Consider the following 12317-nt stretch of genomic DNA (forward strand, 5'->3'; position numbering starts at 1 on the left):
CCAAGTATCCCATCTAATAATCTAAAAATAACGCTATGGAAACAAGAGACTTAAAAAACGAAGCTAGAGAATTAAAGAACGCAGCTGATAATTTCAATCCAGAACATAAAGAAGGTCCTGTTGCCCGGGCCATTGAAGAGTATACCGCTAAGTTACCTTCAGACTTATTCCTGTGGGCAGCCCTGGGATCAATGGCAGTTTCTGCCACCCTTAAAATCATGAAAAAAGATGATGAAGCCTTATTTGTAGGCCAGTGGCCAGCACCTTTCCTGTTGCTGGGACTATATAACAAGATTGTAAAAGTAGAAGGCCATGAAGGCGAAAAAACTGCGGGCAGACGCCCAGCCGGTGCCGGAACCAGATAAGCCTTTCACCTATATAAGTTGAAACAGAAGAGGGAGCCCAGGCTCCCTCTTCTGTTTTTAGGGATTCTCCAACCCAAAAGTTATAAGGGTGCGCCATAAATACGGTTAACCCGCCTATCTTTCAAAATCCTCCTTCCTGCCATTTCAAATAAAAACCAGCTTTAAGTTGTCCAAGCAACTTCTTGTGACGGAAATAATAAAAACCAGGCTTTTATATAGGTTTTACGATTTTAATATATTAAATATGTAATACAAACTTGTAAAAGTCTAGTAAATGCTTCAGTGACCACTTTATTGTTAAAGGTATGGTAGTAAGCTTTTCTTTTAGATTTTGCCTACAATGCCTGTTAGTGGCCTACTTATGCCTGGCCTTTACGGGGGTAGCGCGGGCGCAGGTAGAAACCAAGCAGGATTCTACTGCTAAAAGCCTGGTCAATGAGCAGCAAAACAAATTAAACGAGCAAAAATTAAAGTCCTCCGCAGACTTAGAGATAGACGGCCTGATAGTAGACGAAACGGTCACTAAAACGGGGCGGAATTTTTATGACATCTTCCAAATGCAATGGGAGGCCCCGGTGGGCGTGAAGAATTTTTCCATTACCATCAAAGAGAAGCCCGCCCGGGGCAATGTATCTATTGTTTCTGTGGTGGTTAATGATGAAAGTGTCTTTGAGTACCAGTTACAACCCAGGTATGAAGTAATAGAGGAGGTAGCCAATTACGTTGTGACCCTGGTGTTTGATCATTTGGTGAATGATCAACTGACAAAGCAGCTGGAGGCCGAGGGGAAACAGTTACGTGAGTTATATTGAATATCCTATCCAAAAAATATATTACATGGTTATGAAAAAGCTTTACTCTTTCGCGGTTCTTCTGGTCTTGTTTGTCTTGTCTCATTCCCAGGTAATGGCGCAGGACTTTGTATATGAACCCAAGAACCCTGCCTTCGGGGGAAATCCTTTTAACTACCAGTGGCTGCAATCCTCGGCCCAGTCGCAAGATAAATTAAAGGACCCTAATGCCACCACGGGAACTGGCGCTAACCAAGACCCGCTAAAGCAATTCCAGGAAAGCCTCAATAGGCAGATCTTAAGCCAGTTGTCAAGGCAATTGGTTTCCTCCCAATTTGGAGATGACGGGTTGGCCCCCGGTAAATACGTGATTGGTACCTATCAGATAGACGTGACAGAAGGAACGAATGGAATTTCAGTGGTCATTGTAGACCAAAGCACGGGCAACCAGACCACCGTCACCATTCCCTACTTTTAGAAGAGCCTGGCCACATTGGCGCCCTCGTCATTTCCTACTTTTCATCCATTGAGCATACCCCCATCTTTATGCTGAACTGCTCTTGTAAGTACCTCACGCACGTAATAGTAGCAGCCCTTCTCTTTTCAGGGGTTTCCTGTACCCCTTTCTTCAATAACGCGTTTCATACCTCCCGGGCTACGCTGGGGGTGCCGGCTCCAGGCAATGAGAACCTGGTGAACCTACCGCCGCCCCAGCAAAAGGTGGTTGCCGCAGTCTATAAATTCAGGGACCAGACGGGCCAGTACAAGCCTTCCGTTAACGGCAATAACTGGTCCACGGCCATTACGCAGGGTACCACCACTATCTTATTGAAATCGTTGGAGGAGTCTGGTTGGTTTACGCCCATTGAGCGCGAGAACCTGGGCAACCTTCTGAATGAGCGAAAAATTGTGCGCTCCACCCGCGCCGAGGCCGAGGCGATTACTGGCCGCAAAGAACCGGCCTTGCCTTCCTTGCTGTTTGCGGGGATCATTCTGGAAGGGGGTATTATTTCTTATGACGCCAACGTGGTCACCGGCGGGGCAGGCCTGCGCTACTTCGGGGCCGGGGCCTCAGGTCAATACCGTGAAGACAAAGTAACGGTGTACCTTAGGGCCATCTCTACCAGCACCGGCGAGATCCTCAAAACCGTCTACACCTCCAAAACCATCCTTTCCCAGACCGTAGACTTCGGGCTTTTCAGGTATGTCAAGTTCAAGAGGCTATTAGAGGCAGAGACTGGTTTTACCTATAATGAACCTTCAGAAATGGCGGTAAAAGAAGCCATTGACAAAGCGGTGCAGGGCCTTATTATTGAAGGCATTCAGGCTGGCTATTGGGGCCTCAAAAATAAAGCCGATATGGAGTCTCCCCTCATAAAGGAATACCAGCAGGAAAAATTGGACGTGAAGAGCACCAACATCCATGGGGAATTAATGGCTTCCAGACGCGGGGTGCTTGGGTTCAGCGCGGCCGGCGGCGGTATGTACTATAACGGTGACTACTCCGGCTCACAGGTAGAACCAATGGCCGAAGTGGGGGTAAAGCTAAGCTCCAAACAGAATCTGGGGGCAGACTTTAAATTTGGGAGAGGAGCCTTGTCTACCACTGGTGAGGTTTACCACCGGACCGTGAACTACGCAGAGCTAAACCTCAACTATCTGCTTTCCCCCAAACTGAAATACTCGCCTTATGTGCAGGTGGGCGGGGGCGTGATAGGCGCCAGCTCCAGTGGGAAAAGCATCTTCAGCGTCTTTGACCAGGAGGGGCTCCAGGCCTATATAAAAGGGGGAATTGGCTATGAATACCTTATCACACCCCATATTGGCCTGGATCTGAGCGCGCACAGCTCCTATATTCTCAATGATAAGATTGACGGCATTAACCAGGGCCGCTTCAATGACTATTACTGGACGGGCAAGCTAGGGATAAATATCTATCTGGGCCTTTTCAAGTAGCCTTTTTCAATGCCCTGTTTTACGCCCGCAGCTACAGCATACATTAAACATTATATTACTATATCATGCCTAAAATAGTATCTATCCTCCGGCTTGCTTGCTTGTTGTTTTTGGTTGTTTCCTGTAATGAAGACACCATTGACCCTATTGGCGAAGGGGCCATCATAGGGGTAGTTTTAGATGCCGAAACCGAGAAGCCCATTTCGGCGGCCACCATCAAAACAAGCCCGGCCACCTCTTCTATTATCACAGATTCGGAGGGCAAGTTTGTCATGAGCGCCATTCCGGACGGGGACTATTCCATTACCGCCAAGAAAACAGGCTACTCACCGGAAACGGTAACCGTAGCGGTAAGAGACCAGAAGCAAACCACTGTCTATATTCAGTTAGAACCGGGTAGCAGCTCTGGGTCGAACCGGGCCCCCGACCCCGCCTTCAATCCCAGTCCGGGTACAGACACCCAGAACCAGCCTATATCCGTCACCCTGCGGTGGCAAGGCGCAGACCCAGACCGCAGAGATTCTGCCCTCACCTATGATGTGCTTCTGTATGAGGCAGGGTCCACGCAAAAAAAAAAATTAGCCGAAGGAATTTCTGATACCTCTGTGGTGGCCAATGGCCTCATGTACAACACTACCTATTTCTGGCAGGTGGTCAGTAAAGATGCCCAGGGAGATAGTACCATGGGACCGGTTTGGAGTTTCAAAACCATTGACATCCCAGATTTCCGGTTCTTCTTTGCCCGCTCAGAAAACGGAAACTATGATATCTACAGTTCCTCCGGAACCGAAGCGGCCAGTGCCCGCCTTACCAATGCCTTTTCCCGGGAGTGGTGGCCCATCCTGAGCCCGGCCCGCGATAAGATTGCCTACTCTTCCAACGCCACCATTGAGCCCCAGATATTTACCATGAACCGCGACGGTTCCGGGAAAAAGCAGATCACTACGCTGCCGGTGATAGGAAACCATAACCTGGGAATTGGCTTTGCCTGGTCTCCGGATGGGGGCAGGCTGGTCTATGCCAATTATGACAAGCTCTACACCATTGACCATGACGGCTTCAACCTAACCCTTATTGCTACTGCGCCCGCGGGCCGGCACTTCAGAATGGTAGACTGGACCGGCCAAGGCGACAAACTGGTGGTACAGACCATTGGCTCTAACATCAATGACTCTGAAATTTACCTGATGGATGCCAACGGCGCCAATATGAGGGTCTTAATTGGGAACCTGCCGGGTAGGGTAGAGAGCCCCACCTTCTCCATTGACGGCAACTACGTGTTGTTTACCAATGATGTTGATGGCTTTGAGGTAAGCACCGGAAGGCAATTGAACTCCCACATCTTTATGGTGAAGATAGACGGCACTGGCTTGGTTGATCTTTCCACCTCTAAACCAAACGGCACCAATGACCTCATGCCGCGTTTTTCGCCAGACGGTTCAAAAGTGATTTTCGTGAACACCAATAATGACGGCCTAGGCGAACGCAGCATCTGGACCCTGGACGTAGCCAATAAATCTACCAGGGTGAAGCTTTTCTCTAACGCCGAAATGCCAGACTGGAAATAAAATACTTTAGGTAGAAGGCTGGATATTACTGTTGCTTTCCCTTTAAACACCGAAGCGTTTTGGGCCTGTTTTATGAAAAACAGGCCCAAAACGCTTCGGTGTTTTTATTTAAATAAAGAGGGGATTTAAAACAGATGAACCCAATGAAAGACTAACTGGGCCACGGGCGTTTCTTGGTCCCTCTGGTGGGGGGCGCTGAAAGTGGGTCATCGGGCCAGTGGTGTTTGGGGTAACGGCCCCGCAAATCCTTCCGGACCTCAAAGTAACCAGTGGCCCAGAAACTGCGCAGGTCCTTGGTTACTTGCACGGGGCGCGAGGCCGGCGAAAGAAGATGCATGAGCACGGGCACTTTGCCACCGCCAATAAAAGGCGTATCCAACATCCCGAACACTTCCTGCAACCGCACGGCCAAAACCGGGACTGCCGGTTCTGCATAATCTACAGCAATACGTGAGCCGCTGGGCACCTCCAGGTGTGAGGGCGCCAGTCGGTCCATTTCCTGCCGTTGTTCCCATGTAAGGTCAGTGAGCAGAATCTCCTTGAAGTCTAGCCGGGCCACCTGCTCCAGAGACCTGAGACCCAGAAGGTGCGGGAGGAGCCAGGTCTCAAAGGTTGACTCCAGAGATTCGTCAGATACCTCTGGCCACCCAGACGGGTTTAGCTGGTGCAGAAAGGCCAGGCGCTGCAGGGTGCGTTTGGCCTCCTCAGACCAGGGCAGGCGCTGAATTCCTTTTTCGCGCAAAGCTTGTAGTAAGGCTTGGGCCACCAGCTCGGGGTCTGGGTTGGGTTGCAGGGTCTCAGAAAGGGTGAGCGCGCCCAGGCGGGTAATCTGGCGGCAAATGATTTTCTCTGTGCCGGCGTCCCAACGTACTTCCTCCAGTCGCTCTACCTGCGCCTTGAAATGGTGCAGAATTTCTTCTTTACTAATAGGGGCAGCCGTCAAAACCCTGGGTTTGTTGCCCAGTTCCAGATGCGCCACAGCATAGAATTCCGCCTCCCCAAACAGCTCCGTCTGGAGCGAAGCCCGCTGCCCGGAAATGAGCCGCACCCGCCCTGAAGATTCGCGCTGGCCTAACCGGTCTGGGTACGCAAGGGCGGTTAAAATGCCAATAGCATCTGCCTGCAGCGGGGCCCGTTTCTCGCGTATGCGCTGCCTGAGGTTCTGGGCCTGTTCCCTTACTTTGCGTACGGCATTAGCGTCTACCGTGTACCCCGGCGTGGGCGGCGATTGGCCGTCCAGGAGTTCCAGGCGCAACGTTAAATCTGGCAGCGGATCGGCCCAGGAAAGTTGAACGGGCCGCAGCAAATCCCGGTCAGAGAGCAATGCCGCCAAATCACAGGCGGTAGTGCCCAGGCCCAGGGCGTGCCCCTTGACCACCAGGTGCCCCAGTCTAGGGGAGAGGCCCAAAGCAGCCAGGGCCTTGCCGTGCACCGTGGCTTTGCCCGAAGCATCTATCGCCTCTAACCGCAATAAAAGATCCCGGGCCAACGCCAAGGCGGCAGCGGGCGGATGGTCCAGCCACTTTAGGGCAGAAGCATCTTGTATTCCCCAGATAGCCAGCTCCAGGGCCAGGCCGGTCAGATCTGCCTCGCAGATTTCAGGGGTATGTCGGTCGGCTAGCTGAAGTTGGTCGGCGGAGGTCCATAGGCGGTAGCACACGCCGGGACCTAAACGACCCGCCCGGCCCCGGCGCTGGTCGGCGGCAGCCTTAGAGACGGGAATAGTAGCCAGGGTGGTGAGACCTATGCGGGGCACAAACTTCGGTACCCGGGCGTAGCCACCGTCAATCACTACTTTCACGCCTTCAATAGTCAAACTGGTTTCGGCGATGCTGGTCGCCAGTACCACTTTCCGGCGACCAGCCGGGGCAGGACGGATGGCGGCCAACTGTTGGGTCAGGTTTAAATCTCCGTGCAGCAGGTGCAGGTCCAAAATGGCGGGTAGTTTGCCTTCCAGGGCCTGGGCAATGCGGCGCATTTCACCCATGCCCGGCAAGAATACCAGCAGGTCTCCGGTGGGCTCCAGGCTCAGGCCCTGCCGAATGGCTTTGGGAACCAGGTTGCTCAGGCGTTCAGCGGGTTTTTGACCGGCGGCAGCCACCTCAGCGGGGGAAAGGTAATGGGTCTCCACGGGGTACTGCCTTCCTTCACTGGTAATGACCGGGGCCTCCAGCCACGTGGCCACTGAAATAGCGTCTAAAGTGGCACTCATCACCAGCAGGCGCAGGTCCGGACGGAGCACGGCCTGGGCATCCAGAGCCAGAGCTAGTCCTACGTCTGCCTGCAGGCTGCGCTCATGAAACTCGTCAAAAATAATGGCGGCAATGCCTTCCAGGGCGGGGTCATTCTGCAGGAGGCGGGTCAGAATGCCTTCGGTGACTACCTCAATCTGGGTCTTGTCTGATACCATGTGCTCCATGCGCACCCAATAGCCTACGGTCTGGCCCACGGGCTCTCCCAGCAGGTCAGACATGCGTTGGGCGGCGGCCCGGGCGGCTAAGCGCCGAGGCTCCAGCATGAGTATCTTACCACCGGCGCGCCATTCGGCCTCCAGCAACGCCAAAGGGACCAGCGTGGTTTTACCGGCTCCGGGGGGTGCTTCCAGCACGGCCCGGGCATTGGTTTCCATGGCCTGAAGGAGCCTGGGAAGGGCTTCTTTGACCGGTAGCTCGGGTAAGGATTGAAGAATGGTTTGATCTGGCATACAACCCCAAAGTTCCGGATTCTTCCTTGGATTTCTTGTGGTCCCACCCGGTAAGTTTTATCCAGAGATTAAAGTCGTCTCTCAAATAAAGCCGGGTGCTGCTAAAGCAAGGCATCATGGAAAACAAAAAAGCCCGCCCCGTAAAGGGCAGGCTTTTGTTGGTAGGGGTATCTAAACTACTCGGCTTTCTGGTTGATATAGCCTTTGGCGAGTTTGTTTAAAAGAGTATCTGTTTTTTGCTCTTCATTGAGGGTTAATCTCAATAATTGGGCGGCTTCTACGTGGCCAAGACGCTCAGCAAAGTGAGCGGCAGTACCGTAACCGGCAATTTCATAATGCTCAATGCGCTGCGCCGAAGCGATCAGGCCGGCATCTTTTACCTCTGGGGTAGCATCTTCTTCAATGGTTTCCTCGCCTTCCTCTACCAGGCCTTCCATGGCTTTGCACTTGATGCGGCCCGGGCTGATGCCTACCAGTTCACATACTTTCTCAAGGCGTGCTTTCTGCTCTTTGGTTTCTTCCAGGTGGGTCTCAAAAGCCTGACGAAGCTTGGTGTCCTCAGTGGCCTTAGCCATTTTAGGAAGCGCCTCAATCAGTTGCTTTTCGGCACTGTAAAGGTCTTTCAGTTGGTGCTCAAATAGATCTTCTAAAGTTTTTAATTTAGCCATAACGGTATAGGTTCTGTTGGTTAGTATTTACCAAGTCTATACGCGGAGGCCCCTAAAGGGTTAGTACATTCTGGGGGTGTCGTTTGGTTTTTGCAGTTCCGTCTGCTAGAGCTAAGAAGAAAGAAAGGGCGGCTTTACAAGGACTTTAGGATTGTAGAACTGGATTCTCTTTCCGGATTTTTAATCTACAGTGCTTAGGAAGAGGCTGAGCCTGAAGGCGTTTTGGAGCTGTTTTCTGAAAAACGGCCCCAAAACGTAATTGCTTCTTCAGGTTGGGGTAATTTGAGGATTTCTGTTTTAAGCATGTTTTCCATAAAACATGCTTAAAACAGAAATCCCATTCTCACGGAAAGTCTTTTAAACGAAAATTTGTTGGTGATCACATTGTTGTTCCACTGGGTGTTTTCAGTGGTGGCGCGCTGCACTTTATACCCAAGGGTAAAGGTAAAGGCAGTCTCTGTACCGGTGTTGGCCCTGAGCCCCAAGGCCGGGTTAACCATCCAGCCTCCGGTGTAGTCGGCCTGGTCAGGTTCATCGCTGAGGAAGGCGGAGCCATATCCGGCATCTAGGCTATAGATGGGGCTTACCCGGGAAGAGAGCAGCGTGCCCCGCAAACCCAGGGCCACCGGTGTGACCAGCAGTGAATTGTAAAAATCTAGCCCCACCGTGGCGCCCACACTCAGCATGCGGTGAAACTGGTAGCCGGTAAAAATATTGAACGTGGGCGAGGCGTCTGCTGAATTGGCCGTGTTGTTCTGGTTATTTTGGTACAGGTATCCCAATTCAATCATGCCCAGGTATTTCTTGCCGGAAGTTGCCACAGATGGGGTTTCCTGGGCCTGTGCCCCGTAAAACCATACCAGCAGAAAGGAGAGGAGTAAGATATGTTTTTTCATTTAGTTGCTGGCGGGGGTAACCGGTATTTTGCTTAGTAAAGTAATCTGGGCGGGGTTGCGGTAATCATATTGGTACAGTCCGTCTTTGCCCACCATAAGCAGGGTATACCCCAGCGGAATCACGTCAAAGGCGTCCTGGTCCTTGAAGTGCTTTACCAGATGGTCATTGAGTTTAAGAGGGTCTTTGATGTCAAATACCTTCAGGCCGTAGGCGCCTTCGCAGAGGAAAAGCAGGCTTTGGTCAATGCCCAGGCCGTGCGGGTTCTGCATGGGATAGGTTTTCACCAGTTGCGGGCTGCGCGGATTGCTGATGTCAATGAGCTCTAATTGGTTGGTGAAACCGGCGCAGGCATTACCCGAACGCAGCGTTACCCAGGCACGGTCACCGTCTACCACCACCGGGTCACAGCTTCTAACGTGGGCATAGGTAGACAGCCGCACTGGGTTGGCGGGGTTGCTGTTGTCAAAAATGTGCATGCCGCTGTTGGTGCCGATAAAAAGCTTATCCTGGTACGGGAAAATGGTTTCCACGCCCCAAGGCAGGTTGATTTTTTGGCCAATGGTAGGGTTGTCACTTTGGGAGATATCAAATAGTTGCAGGGAGTTGGTGCCCACAGTGTAGAGGTGATCACCCGAGATGGTGAACCGGGCCATAGACCCGCCTTTGCCAGTTGCGCCGCCGGCTGGCATGCCTGCGGAGGAGAAGGTGGTTATGCCGCCGTTTCGGTCTTCCAGGGTCCAGAACCAATTATTAGGGTTTCCGCTGCAGTCTGAGGTGAAGGGCTCGGTTACGGTTTTGGCCTCATACCGGGCCAGAAACATGTCACTAGCCATGTCATTGAAATAGCCGTTCAGGTTAAAGACGTTTTCCACCCGTTTCACCAGCTGCACCTCTTTGGGGTTGGCAATGTTAAAGGCCACCAGGTCAATGTAATTGTCGGCGTACAGGATATTGTCTTTTACGGCCAGGTCCACGTTGCCTGCAATGGCTATAAAACTCAGCGTTTGGGGAGCGGCTGGATTGCGGTTATCTATGATATGGATGCCTTCTTCCTGCTCATTCACAAACAGGTAATCTCCGTAGGCATAGATCTTCCCGGGCTTGTGTAATTCCCGGGCCGCCTGCACTTTCACCGATGACCGCAGTTCGGTCTTTTTCATGTATATCGGTTGCTGCACCACATAGGTGATGGTAGATTCGCATTCGTCTTCGCAGGAGCTAAGGGCTATGGAGAAGATAGCAAGCAGCAGCAAAAGCGCCCGCCGGGGAAAGAGTAAAAGTTTTGGCTGCATAGGAGTGGGTTAGGTGGTGGAAGATACCGCAAAAGAAAATGGCATGCTTACTTACAAGAGCCCCTAACTGCCTGAAAGGTTGCACCCTATATCTCTAAGAAAAAAATAAACCTGTTTTGGACCTGTTTTCCGGAAAACGGCCTTAAAACAGGTTTCTGCTGTAAATATAAAGCACAAAAAAAAGCCTCTCCGTGTTGGAGAGGCTTTTCAGCAATGTGTCTTTATAGCGAAAGACTAAGCCAGTTTTACGTTGGTGGCGTTTAGTCCTTTTCTTCCTTCTTGAAGCTCATAGACTACTTCGTCATTCTCTCTGATTTCGTCAATTAAACCAGATACGTGCACGAAGTACTCCTGATTTGTGTTACTGTCTTTGATGAAGCCGAAGCCTTTATCATCATTAAAGAATTTTACTGTTCCTTGATTCATATTGTTGTTATTATAATCTTAAGACACTTCTATACGGGCATTCGTTCAAAAGAGTACAATAAAAATCTGGAAATTTTTCAAATCCTGGTTTAAAGAGGACAGAGGCTAATTATAGTCTTTATTTCTTGCTCAAAGGTGTAGTTTTGGGTGTGGTGCTGGGTCCTTCCACCACGAGTTTGCCATCTTTCTGAATCTTCATGGGGTCAATGAACACCACCCGGTCTTTGCCGGTGGCGGTGGTGCGGCCGTGGTACACGCAGTACATCTGTTTGCCGTCCGGAGACCAGGCAATGCTGTTATGGCCCGTGCCAGACACCTCGCCGCCTTTATGGTCATTCTTCTCCAGCACCGGGTTGTTGGTGGCTTTGGTGAAGGGACCTAAGGGGCTTTTAGAGGTAGCATAACCCACGGCATAGTTTTCCCCGCCAAAGTGGTTGGCAGAGTACATCATGTAATAGGTGTCATCGTGCTTGAAGGTATAGGAACCCTCCGTCCAGCGGCGATTCACTTCTTTAGAGGTTACAGAGCGGCTTTCCCATTCAGACTGGGCGTCTTTCATGTTTACCGGCGGTCTCAGTAACAGCACCGGCTCGCCTATCACGCCACTGAAATCGGGCTTCAGTTCTACGCCGTAGATCCAGCTTTCCTCAATTTCCTGGTACAGGCCGGTCTTTTTGGCCCAGGCTGCCACCTCACTTTCTACGGGGTGCTTGTAGCAGCAGCGGGAGTAATAGAGGTACATCTTGCCGTTGGGGTGAAAGTACACGTTGGCGTCAATGATGGGGTAACCGGGGTCAAAGATAGGTTTGTCACTTATGTTCTTGAAAGGGCCGGTGGGTTTATCGGCTACGGCTACCCCTATCCTGAAGTTCTCCAGCTCATTGGTGGGGTTGTGGCGCCAGTCGGCGCTGTAGAACATGTAGTATTTGTTTTTGACCCGGTACACTTCAGGGGCCCAGAAGTTTTTCACGTCCCAGGAGCCGGGGGTGTTGCCGTAGAAAACCTGTCCTTCGCTTTTCCAGGAAACCAAATCTGGGGAGGAATACGTCATAAAGCCTTTCTTGGCCCCGCCCCCCGTGCCGTACATGTAATACAATTTGCTGGGCGCGTCATATAATACATAAGGGTCTCCAAAGGAAACGGGCAGCGGGTTTTGGTAAACCTCGGTTTTATCCGCCTTGGCCACCGGGGCAGCCAGCGCCTGGGCTAAAAGATCAGATGGGCCGGCCAAAAACAGGCCGAAGGCAAACAGGAGGTATTTGTTTTTTCTACGCATGGGGAGGGGTTTAAGCAGCTGAGCTAAAAATAGGGAAAAGATACCTGGTGGCAAAAACCAGGAGAGAAGAGAAAGCCTGTCTGGTAGTGAAAAGTAAAGCCACGCGCCACAGCCGTAAGATTAATTTGCTTCCTTTTCCTAATTTTTTGGATGGACCAACGACTAATAACCTGTGAGCTTCATATCTTCCAGCGAAGCGGTTAAAGACATTAGAAGGGAATGGAACCTTCATGAAGTTGTTTTAACCGAGGGAAACGGTGTGGAATGGCCTGCTCCACGTTGCCTTCGTTATTTGGCCGGGAAGGGGAGGTACAGCAAACCAGAAGGGTTTCGCGTATAAATAGAAAGAAAACAGCCAGATATTCGTTACTTGT

At 51.3% G+C, this 12317-nt stretch carries 11 protein-coding genes; 5 read left to right on the plus strand and 6 right to left on the minus strand.

The annotated features are described in order from the left end of the window. Nucleotides 1–35: 35 nt before the first annotated feature. The 5 genes from TH63_RS05340 (at nucleotide 36) to TH63_RS05360 (ending at nucleotide 4680) form a co-directional block, all read left to right on the plus strand. Complete coding sequence (locus tag TH63_RS05340) at nucleotides 36–365, plus strand: hypothetical protein (RefSeq protein WP_048920039.1); 330 nt, start codon at nucleotides 36–38, stop codon at nucleotides 363–365. 350 nt (nucleotides 366–715) lie between these two features. Continuing rightward, complete coding sequence (locus TH63_RS05345) at nucleotides 716–1177, plus strand: CsgE family curli-type amyloid fiber assembly protein (protein ID WP_048920040.1); 462 nt, start codon at nucleotides 716–718, stop codon at nucleotides 1175–1177. A 31-nt stretch (nucleotides 1178–1208) separates the two neighbouring features. Beyond that, nucleotides 1209–1634: a curli production assembly/transport component CsgF gene (locus tag TH63_RS05350; RefSeq protein WP_048920041.1), complete on the plus strand. Its 426-nt coding sequence runs from the start codon at nucleotides 1209–1211 to the stop codon at nucleotides 1632–1634. A 68-nt stretch (nucleotides 1635–1702) separates the two neighbouring features. Continuing rightward, nucleotides 1703–3112, plus strand: a complete 1410-nt coding sequence (locus tag TH63_RS05355; RefSeq protein WP_076606409.1) for a CsgG/HfaB family protein — start codon at nucleotides 1703–1705, stop codon at nucleotides 3110–3112. A gap of 65 nt (nucleotides 3113–3177) precedes the next feature. After that, the gene (locus TH63_RS05360; RefSeq protein WP_082161562.1) at nucleotides 3178–4680 is read left to right on the plus strand and encodes a carboxypeptidase regulatory-like domain-containing protein; all 1503 of its coding nucleotides are present in this window, start codon (nucleotides 3178–3180) and stop codon (nucleotides 4678–4680) included. A 151-nt stretch (nucleotides 4681–4831) separates the two neighbouring features. Here the strand turns inward: TH63_RS05360 and hrpB are convergent, their stop codons facing one another. From hrpB to TH63_RS05390, 6 genes are all read right to left on the minus strand, one after another. After that, complete coding sequence (gene hrpB / locus TH63_RS05365; RefSeq protein WP_048920043.1) at nucleotides 4832–7384, minus strand: ATP-dependent helicase HrpB; 2553 nt, start codon at nucleotides 7382–7384, stop codon at nucleotides 4832–4834. A gap of 176 nt (nucleotides 7385–7560) precedes the next feature. Further along, nucleotides 7561–8052: a YciE/YciF ferroxidase family protein gene (locus TH63_RS05370; RefSeq protein ID WP_048920044.1), complete on the minus strand. Its 492-nt coding sequence runs from the start codon at nucleotides 8050–8052 to the stop codon at nucleotides 7561–7563. 323 nt (nucleotides 8053–8375) lie between these two features. Then, nucleotides 8376–8948: a hypothetical protein gene (locus TH63_RS05375; protein WP_048920045.1), complete on the minus strand. Its 573-nt coding sequence runs from the start codon at nucleotides 8946–8948 to the stop codon at nucleotides 8376–8378. Continuing rightward, nucleotides 8949–10241 (minus strand): LVIVD repeat-containing protein, encoded by a 1293-nt coding sequence (locus TH63_RS05380; RefSeq protein ID WP_048920046.1) that lies wholly within the window; start codon nucleotides 10239–10241, stop codon nucleotides 8949–8951. A 234-nt stretch (nucleotides 10242–10475) separates the two neighbouring features. Continuing rightward, a complete protein-coding gene (locus TH63_RS05385; protein ID WP_048920047.1) occupies nucleotides 10476–10667 on the minus strand; it encodes a cold-shock protein in 192 nt (63 codons plus the stop codon). Between the two features lie 118 nt (nucleotides 10668–10785). Next, nucleotides 10786–11943, minus strand: a complete 1158-nt coding sequence (locus TH63_RS05390; protein WP_082161563.1) for a glycoside hydrolase family 43 protein — start codon at nucleotides 11941–11943, stop codon at nucleotides 10786–10788. Nucleotides 11944–12317: the final 374 nt, after the last annotated feature.

This window comes from Rufibacter radiotolerans (assembly GCF_001078055.1).
GTDB lineage: Bacteria > Bacteroidota > Bacteroidia > Cytophagales > Hymenobacteraceae > Nibribacter > Nibribacter radiotolerans.